Below are 20540 nucleotides of genomic sequence, written 5' to 3'. Positions count from 1 at the left end.
CACGGCACTGGTTCTGATGACGGGATGCTCGATGTCAGACTCCGACGGCCCCGGCTACACGCCTGAGGTCCGGGAGACCCGCCGTTCCCTGGAAGACGCGGGCAAGCTCTCCAGCCAGCTCTACGACCTGATGCGGCTCAAGGGAAAGGTCACCCCGCCGGGCCCGATCCTCGACGTGTGCGGGGACATGGACGCCGACAGGTACTACAAGGTCCGGCACACCTGGTCGATCTACGGCCGCTCCGACAAGTCCTTGACCAAGGCGTGGGAGCGGCTCGAGGACGCCCTGCCCGGCAACGGCTGGAAGATCACCGGCCGGGGCAGGGAATCGGACGCCTACAAGACTCCCTACCTCGAAGCGGACTCCCGCGAGAAGAAGTTCACCGTACGTATCACCCTGGAACTGGTCCCCGAGGGCCGCACCCCCGCCAAGGGCGAGGAATCCGGAATCATGTTCTCCCTCGTCTCCGCCTGCTTCCAGGTACCGAAAGGCAAGACGGTCCACTAGTTCTCTGTCCTGCGGCTCCTGCGTACCCGCGGGCGCTGCGGCTGATCTGAAATCCTGTCGAAGACTGGACAGTTTTTCTGCTGACCGCCGGAGTGGGCGCCGGACTGGCGGTGCCCGCGCTCAGGGATTAATCTGCTATCACATTGATAGAGGCGTGCTCTCCACGACCGGGTGCGCGCCTGACCGTATGACCGAGCCGGGGGGATCGCGATGAGCCTTGATCAGCCGACCGACGCACCTGAAATGCCCACGCCCGAAGTGCGGGAGACGACAGCGCACAGCATTCCGGGCGGGCTCGCCCTGCTGCTGGGGCTGATCGGCTTTCTGCTCGGCGTCGGCGCCGTGATCGTGGGCGGCGGCCTCGCCTCGGGCGGTAGCGGAGCCGGCGGCGGTGTGCTGATCGTCCTCGGCATCGTGCTGGTGATCGCCTCCGTCTTCGGCATGGCGGGGCTGAACATGGTGGCGCCGGGGGAGGCCCGCGTCGTCCAGCTCTTCGGCCGCTACACCGGCACCATCCGCGCGGACGGCCTGCGCTGGGTCAACCCGCTGACCAGCCGCACCAAGATCTCCACCCGGGTCCGCAACCACGAGACCCCGGTCCTCAAGGTCAACGACGCCTACGGCAACCCGATCGAGCTCGCCGCGGTCGTCGTCTGGCAGGTGCGGGACACCGCCCAGGCCACCTTCTCGGTCGACGACTATGTGGAGTTCGTCTCCACCCAGACCGAGGCCGCGGTCCGGCACATCGCCATCGAGTACCCGTACGACGCACACGACGAGGCGGGCCTCTCGCTGCGCGGCAACGCCGAGGAGATCACGGAGAAGCTGGCCGCGGAGCTGACGGTCCGGGTGCGGGCCGCCGGGGTCTCGGTGGTCGAGTCCCGCTTCACCCACCTCGCCTACGCCCCCGAGATCGCCTCCGCCATGCTCCAGCGGCAGCAGGCGGGCGCCGTCGTCGCGGCCCGCAAGCAGATCGTGGAGGGCGCCTGCGGCATGGTCGAGGACGCACTGGCCCGGATCACCGCGCAGGACTTCGTGGAGCTGGACGAGGAGCGCAGGGCCAGCATGGTCAGCAACCTGCTGGTGGTGCTGTGCGGCGACCGCTCCCCGCAGCCAGTGCTGAACACGGGGTCGCTCTACCAGTGACGGCCGACGGCGAGGGCGCGGGCGCCGCCCCCGACCCCGGGCGGGCGGCGTCGGAGAAGGCGTCGGGAAAGGGCAAGCCGCGGCAGCGCAAGCAGGTGCTGCTGCGGCTCGACCCCGCGATGCATGACGCGCTCGCCCGCTGGGCGGCCGACGAACTGCGCTCCACCAACGCGCAGATCGACTATCTGCTGCGCCAGGCCCTCAAGGAGGCGGGCCGCCTGCCCAAGGACACCCGCCCCCACCCGCGCCGGGGCCGCCCACCGCGCGAGGGCTGAGGCGCGGACGGAACGCGTACGGGCGGAACAGCGCGGGCTCGCCGAGCATGACCGAGCATGCCCAGCGGCCGCTACGCCAACGTCCCCCGCCCCTACGGCAGTACGGGCCGTACGGGCAGCGACCGCATGGCGGCCCGCAGGGCGTCGCCGAAGGCCTGGAACTCCTCCTCGCGCGCCGCGCCCTCCCGCATCGCCAGCGCGATCCGCCGGGACGGCGCGGGGTCGGCGAAATGTGCCGTACGCAGGGACTCGTTGCGCCCCGCCTCCACCCGGACCGCCGTATGCGGCAGCAGGGTCACCCCCATGCCCCCGGCCACCAGTTGCACCAGCGTGGAGAGGCCCGCGGCGCTGGTCGTCACGCTGGCCGACTCGGTGCGGCCCGCCTCGCGGCAGATGTCGAGCGCCTGGTCGCGCAGGCAGTGCCCCTCGTCCAGCAGCAGCAGATCGAGCTCGCGCAGCATGGAGCGCGGCAGGTCCGAGCGCCCGGCGGCCGGGTGATCGTCCGGGGTGACCAGCACGAAGTCCTCGTCGAACAGCGGCACCTCACGCACCGACGGCGCCTGGGGGTACCCCCTGGACGAAGTCCTCGGGGGAGGCACCGCGCACAGCAGCAGATCCAGCCGCCCCTGCCCCAGCCCCTCCAACAGCGAGGCGGTCTGCTCCTCATGGACCTGCAGGTCCAGATCCGGATACCGCTTGTGGACGAGACCGAGCACGGTGGGCAGCAGATACGGTGCGACCGTCGGTATGACGCCCAGTCGCAGCACCCCGGTGAACGGGGCCTGCGCGGCCTCGGCCTCCTCCATCAGCTCGCCCACGGCGTGCAGTACGGACCGCGTACGGGCGGCCATGCGTTCACCGGCGGGGGAGAGCAGCACCTTTCTGGTGGTGCGCTCCAGCAGTTGCACCCCCAGCGTCTCCTCCAGGGCGGCGACCGCGCCGGACAGCGCGGGCTGGCTCATGCCGAGCGCCGCGGCGGCCTCCCGGAAGTGCAGATGCTCGGCGACGGCGGCGAAGGCCCGCAGCTGCGAAAGGCTGGGCTGCCGCGCGCGGGCCGCCCGCGTCGGCTGTGCGGGGACAGTGGTGCCGGTCACTGATAACTCACTCCAATCAACCGACCCAACTGTAGCCATTTCCGCGATCAACCCCCGCGATCACGCCTGACGCAGACGGGGTATCCGCCGCTGCCCGGCCAGCGGTGGCTTTTTCGCAGGTCAAGCGGCAGATTAAAGCGGGCTGGGCGGGGGAGGGCGCTGCCGCCTGACAGGTGAATTCACGTCATATATTGCGTAAAGATTGCCTCAAAGGAGGATAAGTTCATTGTCGTACAACACCGGACGAACTCGACATGTACGAGGAGGAGTCAACAATGAAGAGATGCGCCCGTGCCGCAGCTGTGGTTGGTCTCACTGTCGCTATCGGTGGTCTCTCGGCGCCGGTCGCCATGGCCGACGTCCACCTCGGAGCGAACGTCAACCTCCAGAAGATCCGCGAGAGCGGTCCTGGGGACCTCGGCTACAACAACGTGGAGGACTCCCTCGGTGTAGCCACGTCGCAGCTGGACAAGTCCGTCGAGGCGGGTGACTTCATCACGAACCTCGTCGGCAGGTTCGGCCAGGCCACGATCACTCCTGAGGTCGAGGGCGCCGAGCAGGACCAGGGCGAGAAGTCCTGAACTGATCGCGCAGGGGCCCGGACCGTCCGCGGTCCGGGCCCTCCGGCTGCTGTCCCGCGGCCCGTTTCCCGTCGGCTCGTATCGACGCCGTACCGGGGCACGGGCCCGCGATGACCCTTCGTACTGGCTGATAGCTTCGGCCGATCAAACGACTCGCTGCGGGCTATTTCCGCGATCAATGTCGTATGTGGTTAGGTGGTGGCGACCAACCTCCAGGAATGCATGCAATACGGGCATCCTGGCCGCAAGTGCAAGGAGTGTGTACGTGCTCACTGTCGGTGACAAGTTCCCTGAGTTCGAGCTGACCGCCTGCGTCTCTCTGGAGAAGGGCAAGGAGTTCGAGACGATCAACCACAAGACCTACGAGGGCAAGTGGAAGGTCGTCTTTGCTTGGCCCAAGGACTTCACCTTCGTCTGCCCGACGGAGATCTCCGCGTTCGGCAAGCTGAACGAGGAGTTCGCCGACCGCGACGCGCAGATCCTCGGCTTCTCCGGTGACTCGGAGTTCGTGCACCACGCGTGGCGCAAGGACCACCCGGACCTGACCGACCTGCCCTTCCCGATGATGGCCGACTCCAAGCACGAGCTGATGCGCGCGCTCGGCATCGAGGGCGAGGACGGCTTCGCGCAGCGCGCCGTCTTCATCGTGGACCAGAACAACGAGATCCAGTTCACGATGGTGACCGCCGGCTCCGTCGGCCGTAATCCCAAGGAGGTCCTGCGGGTCCTCGACGCGCTCCAGACCGACGAGCTGTGCCCCTGCAACTGGACCCAGGGCGAGGAGACTCTCGACCCGGTCAAGCTGCTGGCTGGTGAGTGAGCAGCATGGCTCTCGATGACCTGAAGTCGGCCCTTCCGGACTACGCGAAGGACCTCAAGCTCAACCTCGGCTCCGTCATAGGCAACTCCGAGCTGCCCAAGCAGCAGCTGTGGGGCACCGTTCTGGCCTGCGCCATCGCGTCCCGCTCCGGGATCGTGCTGCGCGCGCTGGAGCCGGAGGCCAAGGAGAACCTGAGCGACGAGGCGTACACGGCAGCGAAGTCGGCCGCCGCCGTCATGGCGATGAACAACGTCTTCTACCGCACCCGGCACCTGCTGTCGGACCCGGAGTACGGCACGCTGCGCGCCGGGCTGCGGATGAACGTCATCGGCAACCCCGGTGTCGAGAAGACGGACTTCGAGCTGTGGTCGCTCGCCGTCTCCGCGATCAACGGCTGCGGGCAGTGCCTCGACTCGCACGAGCAGGTGCTGCGCAAGGCCGGGGTGGACCGCGAGACGATTCAGGAGGCGTTCAAGATCGCCGCGGTCGTCCAGGCAGTCGCCACCACCCTCGACGCCGAGGCCCAGCTCTCCGCCTGACGCTGCGCTGAGGGCTGCGCCCTGTGCTGCGCTTGGCGCCTGCGCTGCGCGGTGCTGCGGCTGCGCCGCTTCGCCTGCGCTTGGGCAGTCTGCGCCAGGGGCGCAGGGTGGGCAAGCGCAGCCACCGGCCCGCGGACGGCAACGAAACGGCCCGCACACCGGTCACGGCCGGCCCCCGTTGGGGCTGGCGCTTCGTCGCCGGGTGCGGGCCGTTGCTGCGCTTGCCAGCCCTGCGCCTTCGCGCAGACCTCCCAAGCGCAGCAGGGGCGCAGCCCCAAGTACAGCCGGGGGCGCAGGTCCAAGCGCAGCCAGGGCGCAGGCCCAAGCACAGCAGGGGTCACAACTCCGGTTCGGGCTCCGGGACCGGGAGTTCGAACCAGACGACTTTGCCCGTCGACAGACGGGTGGCGCCCCAGCGGCGGGCGAGGCGGTTGACCAGGTACAGCCCGCGCCCGCCCTCATCGGTGGCGCGGGCCTGCCGCAGCCGGGGCAGCTGCGGCACGTCGTCGCCCACCTCACACCGCAGCGTGTCGGTGCGCAGCAGCCGCAAGGTGATGGGGCGTTCGGCGTACCGCACGGCGTTGGTGACGATCTCGCTGACCAGCAGTTCGACCGAGTCGGACAGCTCTTCCAGGCCCCAGCGGGCCAGCGCTCTTCGGGCCAGCCGGCGGGCCTGGCGCGCGGTCTGGGCGCGCGGGTCCAGGAACCAGTACGCGACATCGCTCGGCGCGATCCCGTCGAACCGGGCGGCCAGCAGGGCGATGTCGTCGTCCCGGTCGCCGGGGCCGAGGATGTCGAGCACCTCGTCGCACAGCGGCTCCAGCGGGGCCGAGGCGCCCGGCCGGGTCAGCCGGGCGGTGGCGGCCAGCTTCTCGCGCAGATGCTCGATGCCGGTCCACACATCGCGCTGCCGCGACTCGACCAGCCCGTCGGTGTACAGCAGCAGCGTGGCGCCCGCCGGCGCGTCCAGCTCGACGGCCTCGAAGTCGACGCCGCCCACCCCGATCGGCGCGCCGGCCGGTATCCGCAGCACCTCGGCCCGCCCGCTGCGGTGCAGCATGACCGGCGGCGGGTGGCCCGCGTTGGCGACGACGATACGGTGCGCCACCGGGTCGTATACGGCGTACAGGCAGGTGGCCATCCGGTCGCTGCCGAGCCGCTGCGCCTGCTCGTCCAGGTGGTGCAGCACCTCCTGGGGAGGCAGGTCGAGTCCGGCCAGTGTCTGCGCCGTCGTCCGCAGCTGGCCCATGATCGCCGCGGAGGTCATCGAATGGCCCATCACATCGCCGACGACCAGCGCCACCCGCGAGCCGGGCAGCGGGATGGCGTCGTACCAGTCGCCGCCCACCCGTGCCGTCTCGGCGGCGGGCAGATAGCGGCTGGCGAGGGTGACGCCGGTGGGCTGCGGGAGTTCGTCGGGCAGCATGGTGCGCTGGAGCTCGTCGGCGATGTACGCCTCCCGCCCGTAGAGCACCGCCTTGTCCACACCGAGTGCCGTATGGGTGGCCAGCTGCGCCGCGATGAGCAGATCGTCCGGCTCGAAGGCGGGCCGGTCCGGGCGGCGCAGAAAGACCGCGGCGCCAATCACCCGGCGCCGTCCGCGCAGCGGGGCGAGGATCGCGCGGTGCCCGGCGGGCACCTCCCGGTCCGGGCCGAGGAGTTCGGGCAGCGCGGCGCTGGCCGCGGGGGAGTCCGCGAAGACCGGCCGTACCCCGCGCAGCACCTCGGCCAGCGGGCCGCCCGGGCGCACCTCGGCGAGTTTGGCCGCGGCCGTGCCCGCCGTACCGGCCGCCATGCCCGCGGCCATCCCCAGGGAGAGGCCCGCGGCCTCGGCGGCCACCTGCCCGGGGTAGCCGACGGTCTCCGGATATCCGCCGGCCTCTCCCGTCCGGACGCCGGACACCGCAGCCTGGGCCTGTGCGGCCTGCAACGCCTGGGCGGCCAGCGGGTCCTCGGGAATCCGGTCGCTGCGCCGCAGCCGCAGCACGAACGGGCCGGTTGGCCGCTCGTCGCCGACCGGCAGCGGATCGCGCAGGTAGACGAGGATCGCGTCCGAGTACGCGGGAACGCTGGCGCGGCACAGACCCAGCACCGTCTCGTCCAGGTCGACCCCGCGCGCGATGCGCCGGGTCGCCGCGCCGACGAACCGCAGCCTGTCCCCGCCCCGGCGCTCCCGCTCGGACCGCTCGCTGCCGGCGTCGTCGACGGGCGGCCCGGCGGCGACGGGTGACTCGGCCGCCCCGGCCGCCCCGGCGGCCATGGCCGGTTCGGCAGTCAGGTCCGGTTCGCCGGGCTGTGGGGGATGCGGCCGCGGTCGCGGCGGTGCGCCATCGCGACCGCGCGGGGCCGGCTGTCCCTCGGCGCCGCCGGGGCCGGTGCGGGCGTTCGCCGACGGTGTGGGGTGCGTCGGTTCGGTGGTGCTGCTCGCCGCAGGTTTCTCGTGCTCCGTCACGCGTTCGGTTTCCATCCATCCGGGGCTGCGCATCGGCGCACGCCCTGCGCTGGGTGCTCGCGGTCTATGGGCGTCGTCGGCACTGCAAGAAGAGCTGAATCTCGGGAGGTACATCCGTGCTCGCAGGAGCGTACGCGCGCGCGTCCTCTCCTACGACATCGAATCCCGCGTCCTGGACCACCCCGCGCAATTCGTCCCGCAGATAGCCGGATACCCGGATCGTGTTGCCCAGGAACGGGATGGAGAAATCGTTCACGTCCGCCTCCACCATCCCCAGGACCAGCGGTCCTTCGCCGCGCAACTGCCCGTGCAGCGCCCGCAGCGCGTACGGGATCTCCGGCCGGGGCAGCATGAGCAGCGAGAAGAAGGCGACGATGCCGTCGAACGGGCCCAGGCCCGACGACTCCAGGTCGGCGATGTCCAGCTTGCGGCACTCGCTCTCCGGGACGTTGTCGCGGCACAGTTTCAGCATCGAGGACGACAGGTCGATGCCGACGACCCGGAGTCCGGCGTCGGTGAGCTGACGCGCCGTCGGCAGCCCGGTGCCGCAGCCCACATCCAGCACCCGGGCGCCGGGCGGCAGCTGCTCCGCCAACCAGTCGGCACCGGCGATCTGGCCCTCTTTGTGGGGGAATGCCTCGTCGTACCGGTCCCCGATGGCGTCGAATGCCGCGGATTGCCCCGACCTGTCGATGTTCGTACGGTCAAATCCGTCATATGCCCCGGCACCTGCCCCGGATCTCCCGCTAGCCCCAAAATCCGCAGAGCTGCTCACGGCTGGGCTCCTTCCTGGCTGCCGGTCAAGTCCCCGGGGGGTGAGGGGAGTTGTGTTGTGCAGCGTACGTTTACGGACGTTGATCCTACGTTTGCAGTATGGGGGCGTATCAAGGGGCATCGGGAGGTCGGTGCAGACACACGTTGAACGGCGGCCTGTCCCAGTCGTCCGGCAACCGGGGCACCGGCCAGGCCGGGTCGGGCCGCCAGCGCTCCCAGCCGTCCGCGAACGGCGAGCCCCAGGACCGTACCGCCGCAACGGCCCGTCGGCCCGCCTCGCGGACCCGGCCGGCCTGTGCCTCCTCCAGCAGCCCGGCGTCCTGCGCAGCGGCGAACTCGTCCTCGTCCAGCCACTTCCAGCGCCCGTCGGGGCTCACTTCGAGGTCCAGGAAGTGGTCCTCGGAGTCCACCCCGCCCGGCCAGCGCAGCAGCGGCTCCTCGAAGTTCACGTAAAAGTTTCTGAACCGCCAGCCCGGCTCCCAGAACAGCCACACCGACCACGGCTGCCCGGGGCGCGCCAGCTTCAGCACCCCCATGCCGGACCAGCGGGAGAAGGCGGCCCGGCGCGGCTTGGTGTAGCGGGTCGCCAGCGGCTCGCGGTGCACGGGCGTGCCGTCGGCGAGTTCGGGCCTGACGCACAGCGTGCCGGGCGCCATCCAGACCGCCAGCAACTCCGCCGTGTCGCGTACGACAGTGACGGGACGACAGATATGGGGATGCGCGGCGCCGTTGGCGCGGTAGCGCCACAGGATCGGAGTGCCCGCGGGCCAGCGCTCCTGGGGCGCCGCCTGATCAACTGTCATGGCGGGATCTTAGGTGGCCGGACCCCGGGCCCGCCGTGAGCTGTGCCGCAGCGCTGCCGACGGCGGGCGGATCAGGGGCTTTCCGGATCGCGGGCGTCAGGGGTGTGTCATCCGCAGTACGTCCAGCGCCTCGTCCAGCTGCTGGAGTGTCAGCTCGCCGCGCTCGACGTAACCGGACGCCAGTACGGCCTCGCGGATGGTCAGCTGTTCCGCCATGGCCTTCTTGGCGACGGCGGCCGCGTTCTCGTAGCCGATGTACTTGTTGAGCGGAGTGACGACAGAGGGGGAGGACTCCGCGAACTCCCGCGCCCGCTCCACGTTCGCGGTGATGCCGTCGACGGTGCGGTCGGCCAGCAGCCGCGCGGCGTTGGCCAGCAGCCGCACCGACTCGAGCAGGTTCTTGGCGATGACGGGCAGCATGACGTTCAGCTCGAAGTTGCCCGCGGCGCCCGCCGCCGCCACCGTCGCATCGTTCCCCGTGACCTGCGCGGCGACCATCAGCACCGCCTCCGGGATGACGGGGTTGACCTTTCCCGGCATGATCGAGGAGCCCGGCTGGAGGTCGGGCAGCGTAATCTCCGCCAGTCCCGTACGCGGTCCTGAGGCCATCCAGCGCAGGTCGTTGCAGATCTTGGTGAGGCCCACCGCGATGGTGCGCAGCTGCCCCGAGGTCTCCACCAGCGCGTCCCGGGCGCCCTGCGCCTCGAAGTGGTCGCGTGCCTCGGTCAGCGGGAGCCCCGTGGAGCGGGCCACCTCCTCGATGACGGCGGCGGCGAACCCGGGCGGGGTGTTGATGCCGGTGCCCACGGCCGTACCGCCCAGCGGCAGTTCGGCGAGCCGGGGCAGTGCGGCCCCCAGCCGTTCGACGCCGTACCGCATCTGGGTCGCGTAGCCGCCGAACTCCTGGCCGAGCGTCACCGGCGTGGCGTCCATCAGATGCGTACGCCCGGACTTCACCACATCGGCGAACTCGCGCGCCTTGCCCTCCAGCGACGCGGTCAGCCGCTCCAGCGCCGGGATCAGATCGGCGGTCACCGCGGCCGTCGCGGCGATATGGATGGAGGACGGGAAGACGTCGTTGGACGACTGGCTGGCGTTGACATGGTCGTTCGGGTGCACGGACGGGGCCTTTGCGCCCGAGGCGGTCAGCCGCTCGGTGGCCAGGGTCGCCAGCACCTCGTTCATGTTCATGTTGGATGAGGTGCCCGAGCCGGTCTGGAAGACGTCGACCGGGAAGTGGTCGTCCCAGCGCCCCTCGGCGACCTCTTCGGCCGCTGCCCGCACGGCGTCGGCCCGCTCCTGGTCGAGCACCCCGAGCCGGGCGTTCACGACGGCGGCCGCCGCCTTGATCCGGGCCAGCGCCTCGATGTGCGCCCGCTCCAGCCGCTGCCCGCTGACGGGGAAGTTCTCCACGGCCCGCTGTGTCTGCGCCCGCCACTTGGCGTGCGCGGGGACCCGCACCTCTCCCATCGAGTCGTGCTCGGTCCGGTAGGCCGGGTTGTCGGCGCTGCCAGTGCTGTCGGTCATCGTGCGAACACCTCCATGCGGTTCAGCATCCCGTATCGCGGAGGCATTCCTGGCTATGGTCCGGCCATGACGAGTCGTATCGCTGCGCTGAGCATCGACGCCGTGGATCCGCGGACCGTGGCGGACTTCTGGTGCCGGGCGCTGGACTGGCGGGTCAGGGACGAGCAAGAGGCCGGCATCGAGATCGGCCCGCCCGACCCGGCACAGCCGGGCATCGACGTACTGCCCGTACCGGAGCGCAAGACGCTGAAGAACCGCCTCCATCTGGATCTGCGCGCCGACGGGACGACCACCGAGCAGGAGCTCCAGCGGCTCCTGGAGCTGGGCGCTGTCCGAGTGGACGTCGGACAGTCCCCCGATGTGCCCTGGACGGTGCTGGCCGATCCGGAGGGCAACGAGTTCTGCCTGCTGGGGACGGCCGTGCAGGACCTCTGACGGCGTGGAACGTGCTGTTCGGCTCACCGCCCGCCGCCGGTCTGGGTGTACGCGCTGTTGACGATCTTCTGGGCGAGCTCGGCGTGCTCGGGGGCAACACGGACGCGGAGCCATAGCCGGCGCCGGTCGAAGGGGGCGAACCGGTACTCGCGCAACAGGTGCATCTCGTACGACTCGGCACCTTTGCGTACCGCGTACCGCGTGTCCTTCGTTCCTTCGGGCTGTCGCCAGCGCACCGATTCCGCACCTGGGCGGGTCCGCTCGAAGGCGCGGGTCTCGCGCTGCTGGCACCGGCCGCCGCACTCCATTTCGGCGAGGTCGATGCGGACGTGGGGGGCCGGGCGTGCGGGGAGACCGTCTTCGGGGGGCTTGCAGACGTAGGCGGACAGGTCGAGGGCTTGCGTCGTCGACTCGACCGCGTCGTCCTCGTCGCGGTATTCCGTGTCGCACTCCAGCTGCCGGGGAGCGCGGAGGGGGACGCCCAAGTGGTCGAAGGTCAGGATCCGTGAGGGCTCGTCGCCCTGCCACACCGCACCGTGCAGCGACCGCTCCTCGCGCGCGTAACCGGCCAAGCGGTTGCGCTCGGGCACGCGCGTGCGCGGGATCGACGCGAGGTCCCGCGCGCCGGGCCGGTCCAGAGCCTTGCGGAGCAGCGATTCGGCGACGGCGGAGACGCGCCGCGCCGACGCGTACTCCTCGGCGTAGAAGACGTAGGCGCGCAGGTTGCCGTCCCGGGCGTAGTAGCGGGCCTGCCGCATCGGCGGCACCCCGTCGCTGGGGGACCTCGTGCCGACGACGCGCAGTTGCTGGTCGGCCAGGTCCGGGCCGCGCAGGATGGACGAGCGGGGGGTCCGCCGCTCGATGCCCGCCCACTCCCGGAAGACGTGGCGTGCCGCCTCCACGCCGCTGCCGCTCGCCGTCGCCGTATCGGCGGACAGCCCGATCCGGACCTCGACGTCGGGGCGGAACGGCGACTGCTCCGCCGCGACGCACTTGGTGCGGCCGTCCTGCACCGCCAGCGGGCGGTCCATCAGTGTCTTCCGGTCGTGCGCGCTGAGCACGGAGCAGGCGGGCGGACGGGTGCCGTGCGGAAACGGGGTGGGCTCGGCCTTCGGCGTGCCGAAGACGGACGCGGCCAGGAGCAGCAGGGCGCTCAGGGTGGCGAGGGCGCCTGCAAGTGATGACCCGAGTTTCCGTACGTTCGCGGGCACGCGCGTGCGCACGTTCGCGGGCACGAGCGGGGAGCGGGCGCGTGACGGTGCGTGTGCCGCGAGCCGGTTGCGCAGCTCGATGTGCCGGAAGCGGTACACGCCGCCCGCCTGGCGCAGCACGCCCCTGCGGTGCGCGTCGCGGAGGAAGACCATGAGCCGCCACGGCAGTTGGCCGTGCCGGGCGCACCAGACCCGGGCGAGCGTGAAGCGGCCCCACGCGGAGAGCGCGAAATCGTGCAGATAGGACGCCACCGCGGCGCCCGCCAGGACCACGGCCCACGTCCGGGCGGTGACCACGTCCCGCCCGCCGGAGAGCTGCCAGAGGCCGAGCGTCACCACGAGCACCCAGCCCACGTAGGGGCGCGGCCTGGCGAAGCCGGCGTCCGCGTCGAGGCTCTTGGCGATGCCCGAGCCGACGGCGCCGAGCGCCAGCACGGAGCGCCGGTCCAGCCGGAGGAGACGCGCGGGTTCGGGGGCGGTCTCGGGATCGGCGGGGGTGCGCAGGTGGTTGAGGAGGGCGGTGAGCGGCAGGCAGACGAGGCCCGCGACGGCCAGTGCGGCGGCGTCTGTCTGCAGCTCCCCATTGATCGTGCCGAGTATCCACAGGGCCGTGGCCAGAGCGGCCAGATACAGCGTTCCCCCGGCCCACCAGCTCCACCGCCGGAGCGGTGCGTGCGCTCCCGCCCCGTCCGGCCGGGCGCGCCGTGGCCACCGCACCCGCTGCGGCCCGCGCGGGTGCCCGCCGGGGAGGACGTCCACGGCGAAGCCCAGCCACAGCCCGGCGCCGAGCACCAGCCACAGCGGCGCCGCCACCCACCGGTCCCACCACGGGGTGCCGATCCCCGCCAGGTGGACGGTCAGCGCGGCCACCGCCGCGCTCGGCAGCAGCGCAAGCGCCCGTACGGCGCTGGGCACCGCCTCGTCCAGCCGCCACCAGGCGAGGTCCTGCCGGCCGGCGTCCCGCAGCCGGGCCGCGAGGAAACCGGCCCAGCGGGTGGCATCTTCGGCTTGCCGCCCGTAGGCGGCGGTGAAGAACGCGTCGTACAGGTGGCGTTCAACGGCCTGGCGGACGGTGAAGCGCCCGGCGCCGAGAAGTTCGGCCGGGTCGGCGTCGGTCCCGCTGTACGCGACGCGGGCGAGCGCCACCATCAGCGGCGTGCTGAGCACCGCGCGCAGCACCCGCACCTCGCGCGCGGTGTCCGCCGGGTCCGCGAGCCGCCGCAGTACGGGCTGCCAGGTGGTGTCGGTACGGCCGCTGGTGCGCGGCAGATACGCGGCGAGGTCCTGGGCGGTCAGCGGGCACAGCCGTACGGCTGCGGCGCCGGGCAGCGGCAGGCCGCCCGCGGCCCGTACCGCGCGGGTGTACTCGGCGACCCGGCTCGTCAGCACACAGCGCGCGGGCGCGGCGAGGCTGCGGCGCAGCTCGCTCAGCGCGTCGGCCCGTACCGGTTCGGGCAGCTCGTCGAAGCCGTCGAGTACGGGCAGCAGGCGGCCGGACTCGATGAGGTCGAGGGCGAGTTCGGGGGTGGGCAGCAGCGCGGGCTGCTCGGCGGAGAGCCGCTCGGCGGCCCAGTGCCACAGGCCGCGCGCGTCCGCCGGGTCCCAGGAGGCGAGCGGCAGCACGACGGGGACGGGCGCGCCGGACGCCGGGCCGCGGTGCTCCAACAGGGTGCGCGCCAGCCGGTAGGCGAGCACGGTCTTGCCCGCGCCGGGCTCGCCGAGGACCACGAGCCGCTGCCGGGGGAGCGCGGTGAAGAAGGCCCCGATCTCGGCGAATTCGCCTGCCACGTCGAGCGGTTCGCCGGATTCGGCGGCGCCCGCCGGCAGGCCCAGCACGTTGGCCTCGTGCTCGGACACCGCCGGGTCGGCGGCCTCCCAGCGCACGGGCAGCGGGGTGGGGGTGCTCACGGGGGAGAGCGCGAGCTGGTCCTCGCGCCCGTACTGCCGGGTCAGCACCTCGGCGAGCTGCCCTGCGGTCCAGTCGAGCCGGTGCGCCGGCACGGGCTTGCGGGGCCGGGTGAAGCGGCGGCGTTCGAGCGTACGGTTCAGTGCTGCCGTCCCGGTGAGCGCGGCGGAGGCCAGCGCGAGCAGTCCGGGAAGCGGGCCGTAGCGTTGTGCGAGGTACGCGGCCGCGCTCGCCAGTAGCGCGGTGAGCCCGTACAGGAGCCGCCGGGAGGGGGGTAACTCCCGATCGGGGTCGTGCACATGGATGTGCAGCGCTTCGATGCGGTCCGCCTGTACGACGTTCCCGAACCGCCCGCCGGTGATGGTGTTCCGGACCGGGGCGCGCCCTTCGCTCCCGCCCGTCAGCGCTCTCACCCCCGGTTCCTCGGCCCGGCCGGAGGGGATCGTACTCCCCGCCGCGCGCGACGGGGAGTGGGCGGACGCGTCCCTTGGCGTGGTCCTGGCGGCGTCAGCTCCCCGCGCGCACCGGGATCGAGGTGACGAACGGCTGCTCGGGGGCGGGGTCGGCGAAGAAGTCGTTGCCCTTGTCGTCGACGACGATGAACGCGGGGAAGTCCTCCACCTCGATCCGCCAGACCGCCTCCATGCCCAGCTCCTCGTACTCCAGGACCTCGACCTTCTTGATGCAGTCCTGGGCGAGCCGGGCCGCCGGGCCGCCGATGGAGCCGAGGTAGAAGCCGCCGTGCGTGGCGCACGCGTCGGTGACCTGCTTGCTGCGGTTGCCCTTGGCGAGCATCACCTTCGAGCCGCCCGCCGCCTGGAACTGCTCGACGTAGGCGTCCATCCGGCCCGCCGTGGTGGGCCCGAAGGAGCCGGAGGCGTAGCCCTCGGGGGTCTTGGCCGGGCCCGCGTAGTAGACGGGGTGGTCCTTGAGGTACTGCGGCATCTCCTCGCCCGCGTCCAGCCGCTCCTTGATCTTGGCGTGGGCGATGTCACGCGCGACGACGAGGGTGCCGGTCAGCGACAGGCGGGTCTTGACCGGGTGCTTGGTGAGCTCGGCGAGGATCTCGTCCATGGGGCGGGCGAGATCGATCTTCACGGCGTCCAGGTCCGCACCGGCGCCCTCGGTCAGTTCGGACTCCGTCGTCTCCGGCAGGAAGCGCGCCGGGTCGGTCTCCAGCTGCTCCAGGAAGACGCCCTCGGCGGTGATCTTCGCCTTGGCCTGGCGGTCCGCCGAGCAGGACACGGCGATGGCGACGGGGCAGGAGGCACCGTGCCGCGGCAGCCGCACCACGCGTACGTCGTGGCAGAAGTACTTGCCGCCGAACTGCGCGCCGATGCCGATCTTCTGCGTCAGCTCGAAGACCTGCTCCTCCAGCTGGGTGTCCCGGAAGCCGTGCCCGGAGGGCGAGCCCTCGGTGGGCAGCTCGTCGAGGTAGTGCGCGGAGGCGTACTTGGCGGTCTTGAGCGCGTACTCGGCGCTGGTGCCGCCGACGACGATCGCCAGGTGGTACGGCGGGCAGGCGGCCGTGCCCAGCGAACGGATCTTCTCCTCCAGGAACTTCATCATGGAGGCCTCGTTCAGCACCGCCTTCGTCTCCTGGTACAGGAAGGACTTGTTGGCGCTGCCGCCGCCCTTGGCCATGAACAGGAACTTGTAGGCGTCGCCGTCCGTCGCGTACAGCTCGATCTGTGCCGGCAGATTGGTGCCGGTGTTCTTCTCCTCCCACATGGTGAGCGGAGCCATCTGCGAGTAGCGCAGATTGAGCTGGGTGTAGGCGTCGTGGATACCGCGCGAGAGGGCCTCCTCGTCGCCGCCGGCCGTCAGTACCTGCTGGCCGCGCTTGCCCATCACGATCGCCGTACCGGTGTCCTGGCACATGGGCAGCACGCCCGCCGCCGCGATGTTGGCGTTCTTGAGCAGGTCGAGGGCGACGAAGCGGTCGTTGGCGCTGGCCTCGGGGTCGTCCAGGATGCGGCGCAGCTGCGCCAGGTGCTCGGGCCGCAGATAGTGCTGGATGTCGTGGATCGCCTCGGCCGCCAGCTTGCGCAGCGCCTCCGGCTCCACCTTGAGGAAGGTCCGTCCGTCCACCTCGAAGGTGCTCACGCCCTCGCTGGTGATCAGGCGGTACGGCGTGGGGTCCTCACCGGTGGGGAGCAGATCCGTGTAGGAGAACTCCGGGCTGGCCGGTTGGGAGCTGGCAGACATACGGGGACTCTTCCTCTCACACTTACGGCTCTCCACGAGGGGAGCCCGGCTCTCGACGATGGGAGCGCGTCTCACAGCGTAGAACCCGGCGGCAAGAGGCCGCTGCGGGGGTAGTCGCGATCTATCGCGTTTGGGTACGCTGCTCATGTGACTGAAGACTCTTCGCGTACTTCGCTCCAGAAGCAGCCGTCAGCCGAGCGGTCCCCGGCGCCCGCGCCCGCGGCGGACGCGGGTGTCCGCGCCTCGGACGCCGACCGTGACCGGGTCGCCGACATCCTCCGCGAAGCCCTCGCCGAGGGCAGGCTGGACGCGGAGGAGCACGGCGAGCGGATCGAAGCCGTCTACGCCGCCAAGACGATGGGGGAGCTGGAGCCGCTGGTCCGCGACCTCCCGGCGGGCCGCTCCGGCGTCTCCGGCGCGGAGTACGACGGCGAGCAGTCGGGTGCGAGCGGCCAGCGCTCCTATGGCACCGCGTTCGCGAACTTCGCCGCCTCGCACACCTCGGGTCCTGCCCTGCCCGGTTACGGGCCGAAGGAGAACTTGGTCGCCATCTTCAGCGGCACCGGGCGCAAGGGGCGCTGGCGGGTCCCGCGGAAGATCAACGCGTTCGCCTGTTTCGGCGGCATCGAAATCGATCTGACCGAGGCGCTGTTCGAGCACCCGCATGTGCAGATCAACGCCACTGCGATCTTCGGGGGAATCGAGATCCGCGTCCCGGAGAACGTCACCCTGCAGCAGAAGGGCGCCGGGATCTTCGGCGGGTTCGACGTCCAGGTCACCGACTCCCCGGACCCGAACGCGCCGACCGTCCTGGTCGAGGGGGCCGCTGTTTTCGGGGGCGTGGACGCAAAACCGAAGCGCGGCCGGCTCGTCCAGAACTTGCGCGACCGGTTCCGTAAAGAGCTGTAGGAGAAACGGCGCAAACGGGGTTAGACGCGCGCCGGGGGGCGCACACCTGGGCGCGTATCGGACGACACGCAATGCATACCGGCGCGTACAGCGGGTAGGGCTCGGGCATCGTCTTTCGTACGGCATGAGTTTGCGAGTCGGCCCCCGAGGGGGCCCGTGGGGGAGCCGTGAACTGCCGTGCGCTGCAAGACGGGTGAAGGGGCAACAAACCTCCGTCGTCGCGTCAGGAGCAGACCGTGCTGCACACGCCGCATCAGTCCCCACAGGCCGCCGCCACCATCCCAGTACAGCGAACGCCTGAGCGAGATGATCAAGCGGGTCCCTGGCATGCGGAAGCCGTCTGCCGCCGCGACGAGGCGGGCCTCTTCTTCGCCCCCTCCAAGGAGCCCACTGCCGCCCGGCTCTCCCGCGAGCAGGCCGCCAAGCGGGTCTGCGCCCGCTGCCCCGTGCTGGTCGAGTGCCGCGAGCACGCCCTTGTGATGCCCGAGCCGTACGGCGTCTGGGGCGGACTGACCGCCGCCGAACGCCGCGTGGTCCTCTCCCGCCGCCGCAAGACCGCTGCCGCGGGGCAGCCGACGACGGAGGTGTCCCGCATCGCGTAGCGGTTGCGGCTCCGCCCGGCTTGGCCCCTCTCCATCTCCGGAGAGGGGCTGCCCTGTCCGACGTCGGCAGGCTGCGGGTGGTTTGTGGCTGATCGCGCAGTTCCCCGCGCCCCTTACGGGGCGCAGCCCTCGTTACCGGGCAACCGGACTTACCGGGCGCGGTCGAAGTCGATGGCGCTGTAGGCGCGGAGCTTCGAGAGCCGGTGGACGGACTCGATCTGCCGGATCGTCCCCGACTTCGACCGCATCACCAGCGACTGCGTGAACGCGCGCTCGCCCCGGTAGTGGACGCCCCGCAGCAGGTCGCCGTCGGTGATGCCGGTGGCGACGAAGAACACGTTCTCGCCGCTGACCAGGTCATCGGTGAGCAGCACCTGGTCCAGGTCGTGGCCCGCGTCGAGGGCGCGCTGCCGCTCCTCGTCGTCCTTGGGCCACAACTTGCCCTGTATCGTCCCGCCGAGGCACTTGATCGCGCAGGCCGCGATGATCCCCTCCGGGGTGCCACCCACGCCCAGCAGCAGGTCGACGCCGGTCTCCTCGCGGACCGTCATGACGGCGCCCGCGACATCGCCGTCCGAGATGAACTTGATCCGCGCGCCGGCCTCCCGGATCTCCTTCACCAGCCCCTCGTGGCGCGGCCTGTCGAGCACGACGACGGTGACGTCCTCGACGCCGCAGCCCTTGGCCTTGGCGATCCGCCGGATGTTCACCGCGGGCGGTGCCGTGATGTCCACGAACTCCGCCGCCTCGGGGCCCGTCACCAGCTTGTCCATGTAGAAGACCGCGCTCGGGTCGAACATAGAGCCCCGCTCGGCCACCGCCAGCACCGAGACCGCGTTGCCCATGCCCTTGGCGGTGAGCGTCGTACCGTCGACCGGGTCGACCGCGACATCGCACTCGGCGCCCGTACCGTCGCCGACGCGCTCCCCGTTGTAGAGCATCGGGGCCTCGTCCTTCTCGCCCTCGCCGATCACCACGACGCCGTTCATGGAAACCGTGGAGACGAGGGTGCGCATCGCCTTGACGGCCGCACCGTCGGCGCCGTTCTTGTCGCCCTTGCCGACCCAGCGGCCCGAAGCCATCGCCCCCGCCTCGGTGACCCGCACCAGCTCCAGCGCCAGGTTGCGGTCCGGGGCCTCCGGGCTGACTTCGAGCTGGGAGGGGAGGTGGTTGTGTTCGGTCATCGGAACACACCTTTCTGTACGGCGACTCTTACGACCACTGCGGCCAGGTGAGCTGTGCCGATTCGGCGAGGGTGGGCAAGATTTTACCCGTCGGCCACAGACTGAGCAGGGGCGCCCACGGATGAGCAGACCGGGGGTGAACTGCGGGGGACGGAACGGGGGCGCCGGTGCAGCCCCCGCCCCTCGCACAAGCCGCCGACCGGCATAAGGGACGATGGGGGCGTGGCAGCAGACAAGAAGCGGGGCGCGCAGGCCGTGCGCGACATGGTGATCTCGCTGGCGGTGATCATTTTCGCGGCCTGGATCATTTATCTGTTCATCCCGCACGACGACAAGAAGGACCCGGTCAAGACGGTGGGTTACGGCGTGGAGCTGGCGTCGGCACGACGCGCGGCGCCGTACCCGGTGGCCGCGCCGCAGGGGCTGTCCAAGGAGTGGCGCGCCACCTCCGTCCGCTACACGGCCGACGGCCCGGCGGGGTCCGTATGGCACCTGGGCTTCATGACCCCGGACAACGAGTACGCCGCCGTCGAGCAGAGCGACCAGCGGCGGCCGGTCCGGTTCATCGACGACGTCACGCAGGGCGCCGAGAAGACGGCGAAGAAGCAGCGCGTCGCCGGCGAGGAGTGGACCCGCTACAAGGGGCCGAAGTACGACGCGCTGGTGCGCCCCGCCGACGACGGCAAGTCCGTGACCGTGGTCACGGGCACGGCGAGCTTCCGGCAGCTGGGGCAGCTGGCCGGCGCGCTCGAGGCCAAGTCGGAGAGGCCGGAGGAGTCGGCGAAGCCGGGGAAGTCGGGCGGGAGCGGTTCCGCGACGCCCGCGGGGTAGGCGCCGGGCGGACCGGGAGGCCGGGCAGCGGTCGGGAGGGGCCAGCAGCGGCCGGGAGGGGAACCTCCGCGAAAAGGGAAGCCCCCCGCGCGAGGGGGGGAGTACGCGCGGGGGGCGGTCTGTGGGGGCGGCGTCTCAGAGGACGGTCGCCACATCGTCGTAGGGCAGCCGCGGCGAGCGGGGGGCGAACGCGTCCGGGCCCGGCTTGCCGATGTTGACGACCAGCAGCACGCGCCGGCGGCCGTTGCCGAAGAACTCCTTGTTGATGCCCTGCGGGTCGAAGCCGGTCATCGGCCCCGCGGCGAGCCCCGCCGCGCGCACCCCGAGGATGAAGTACCCGGCCTGGAGCGTGGCGTTGAGGGCGCCGGCGCCCTCGCGGGCGCTCTCCTCGGCGAAGAACGCGTCCTTGATGTGCGGGGCGTGCGGGAAGAGCTCCGGCAGCCGCTCGTGGAAGTCCAGGTCGTAGGAGAGGATCGCGGTCAGCGGGGCCGTGCGGGTCTTGGGCACATTGCCCTCCGCCATATGCGTCAGCAGCCGCTCGCGGGCCTCGGGCGAGCGCAGCAGCGTGAGCCGCAGCGGCGACTGGTTGAACGCCGTGGGCCCGTACTTCACCAGGTCGTATATCGCCTGGATCTGCTCTTCGGTGACCGGCTCGTCGGTGAAGGCGTTCGCGGTGTGGGCCTCGCGGAAGAGGAGGTCCTGGGCTGCGGGGTCGAGGGCGAGAGCCATGGGGTG

The 20540-nt window shown here is 71.3% G+C and carries 19 protein-coding genes; 10 read left to right on the top strand and 9 right to left on the bottom strand.

Annotated features, from left to right (window positions below; all coding sequences use genetic code 11):
* Positions 1–31: 31 nt before the first annotated feature.
* The 3 genes from ACQEU8_RS13080 to ACQEU8_RS13070 all read left to right on the top strand — a co-directional run bounded on the left by ACQEU8_RS13080 (position 32) and on the right by ACQEU8_RS13070 (position 1929).
* Positions 32–508 (top strand): hypothetical protein, encoded by a 477-nt coding sequence (locus ACQEU8_RS13080; protein WP_433100094.1) that lies wholly within the window; start codon positions 32–34, stop codon positions 506–508.
* A gap of 210 nt (positions 509–718) precedes the next feature.
* Entirely contained in the window at positions 719–1654 is a 936-nt protein-coding gene (locus ACQEU8_RS13075) for an SPFH domain-containing protein (RefSeq protein WP_433100092.1), read from the top strand.
* Positions 1651–1929 (top strand): hypothetical protein, encoded by a 279-nt coding sequence (locus tag ACQEU8_RS13070; protein ID WP_433100090.1) that lies wholly within the window; start codon positions 1651–1653, stop codon positions 1927–1929. The genes ACQEU8_RS13075 and ACQEU8_RS13070 overlap by 4 nt, the downstream gene beginning before the upstream one ends.
* A 92-nt stretch (positions 1930–2021) precedes the next feature.
* On the opposite strand, the gene ACQEU8_RS13065 is transcribed toward ACQEU8_RS13070, so the two are convergent.
* Positions 2022–3023, bottom strand: coding sequence for a LysR substrate-binding domain-containing protein (locus ACQEU8_RS13065; RefSeq protein WP_433100088.1), 1002 nt, complete (start codon positions 3021–3023; stop codon positions 2022–2024).
* Positions 3024–3298: 275 nt separating this feature from the next.
* Between ACQEU8_RS13065 and ACQEU8_RS13060 the strand changes: the two genes are divergently transcribed.
* The 3 genes from ACQEU8_RS13060 (at position 3299) to ACQEU8_RS13050 (ending at position 4963) form a co-directional block, all read left to right on the top strand.
* On the top strand, positions 3299–3604 hold the full coding sequence (locus ACQEU8_RS13060) for a hypothetical protein (protein WP_433100086.1): 306 nt from the start codon (positions 3299–3301) through the stop codon (positions 3602–3604).
* A gap of 265 nt (positions 3605–3869) precedes the next feature.
* Complete coding sequence (locus ACQEU8_RS13055) at positions 3870–4424, top strand: peroxiredoxin (RefSeq protein ID WP_433100084.1); 555 nt, start codon at positions 3870–3872, stop codon at positions 4422–4424.
* 5 nt (positions 4425–4429) lie between these two features.
* Complete coding sequence (locus ACQEU8_RS13050; RefSeq protein ID WP_433100082.1) at positions 4430–4963, top strand: alkyl hydroperoxide reductase; 534 nt, start codon at positions 4430–4432, stop codon at positions 4961–4963.
* Between the two features lie 337 nt (positions 4964–5300).
* On the opposite strand, the gene ACQEU8_RS13045 is transcribed toward ACQEU8_RS13050, so the two are convergent.
* From ACQEU8_RS13045 to ACQEU8_RS13030, 4 genes are all read right to left on the bottom strand, one after another.
* Positions 5301–7430, bottom strand: coding sequence for a SpoIIE family protein phosphatase (locus ACQEU8_RS13045; RefSeq protein ID WP_433100080.1), 2130 nt, complete (start codon positions 7428–7430; stop codon positions 5301–5303).
* Positions 7431–7479: 49 nt separating this feature from the next.
* A complete protein-coding gene (locus tag ACQEU8_RS13040; RefSeq protein WP_433100078.1) occupies positions 7480–8190 on the bottom strand; it encodes a class I SAM-dependent methyltransferase in 711 nt (236 codons plus the stop codon).
* A gap of 109 nt (positions 8191–8299) precedes the next feature.
* Positions 8300–8992, bottom strand: coding sequence for a cytidylyl-2-hydroxypropylphosphonate hydrolase (fomD, locus tag ACQEU8_RS13035; RefSeq protein ID WP_433100076.1), 693 nt, complete (start codon positions 8990–8992; stop codon positions 8300–8302).
* Positions 8993–9088: 96 nt separating this feature from the next.
* Positions 9089–10519 (bottom strand): class II fumarate hydratase, encoded by a 1431-nt coding sequence (locus ACQEU8_RS13030; protein ID WP_433100074.1) that lies wholly within the window; start codon positions 10517–10519, stop codon positions 9089–9091.
* Positions 10520–10585: 66 nt separating this feature from the next.
* Here ACQEU8_RS13030 and ACQEU8_RS13025 point away from each other — a divergent pair, with 66 nt between their 5' ends.
* Positions 10586–10954 (top strand): VOC family protein, encoded by a 369-nt coding sequence (locus ACQEU8_RS13025; protein ID WP_433100072.1) that lies wholly within the window; start codon positions 10586–10588, stop codon positions 10952–10954.
* A gap of 23 nt (positions 10955–10977) precedes the next feature.
* Here the strand turns inward: ACQEU8_RS13025 and ACQEU8_RS13020 are convergent, their stop codons facing one another.
* Positions 10978–14484 carry an NACHT domain-containing protein gene (locus tag ACQEU8_RS13020; RefSeq protein WP_433100070.1) on the bottom strand — a complete coding sequence of 1169 codons (3507 nt, stop codon included), beginning with the start codon at positions 14482–14484 and terminating at the stop codon, positions 10978–10980.
* Positions 14485–14578: 94 nt separating this feature from the next.
* Entirely contained in the window at positions 14579–16279 is a 1701-nt protein-coding gene (locus tag ACQEU8_RS13015; RefSeq protein ID WP_433100068.1) for a fumarate hydratase, read from the bottom strand.
* Positions 16280–16426: 147 nt separating this feature from the next.
* Between ACQEU8_RS13015 and ACQEU8_RS13010 the strand changes: the two genes are divergently transcribed.
* Entirely contained in the window at positions 16427–17188 is a 762-nt protein-coding gene (locus ACQEU8_RS13010; protein ID WP_433100066.1) for a DUF1707 SHOCT-like domain-containing protein, read from the top strand.
* 236 nt (positions 17189–17424) lie between these two features.
* A complete protein-coding gene (locus ACQEU8_RS13005) occupies positions 17425–17790 on the top strand; it encodes a WhiB family transcriptional regulator (RefSeq protein WP_433100064.1) in 366 nt (121 codons plus the stop codon).
* 149 nt (positions 17791–17939) lie between these two features.
* Here ACQEU8_RS13005 and glpX read toward each other — a convergent pair whose 3' ends face one another.
* Entirely contained in the window at positions 17940–18974 is a 1035-nt protein-coding gene (glpX, locus tag ACQEU8_RS13000; protein ID WP_433100062.1) for a class II fructose-bisphosphatase, read from the bottom strand.
* A 222-nt stretch (positions 18975–19196) separates the two neighbouring features.
* Between glpX and ACQEU8_RS12995 the strand changes: the two genes are divergently transcribed.
* A complete protein-coding gene (locus tag ACQEU8_RS12995; protein WP_433100060.1) occupies positions 19197–19805 on the top strand; it encodes a DUF4245 domain-containing protein in 609 nt (202 codons plus the stop codon).
* Positions 19806–19940: 135 nt separating this feature from the next.
* On the opposite strand, the gene ACQEU8_RS12990 is transcribed toward ACQEU8_RS12995, so the two are convergent.
* Positions 19941–20534, bottom strand: a complete 594-nt coding sequence (locus ACQEU8_RS12990) for a malonic semialdehyde reductase (RefSeq protein WP_433100058.1) — start codon at positions 20532–20534, stop codon at positions 19941–19943.
* Between the last annotated feature and the right edge of the window lie 6 nt (positions 20535–20540).

The organism is Streptomyces sp. CA-250714 (assembly GCF_050936705.1).
Lineage (GTDB): Bacteria > Actinomycetota > Actinomycetes > Streptomycetales > Streptomycetaceae > Streptomyces.
This window is presented reverse-complemented; position numbering and strand designations above follow the sequence as displayed.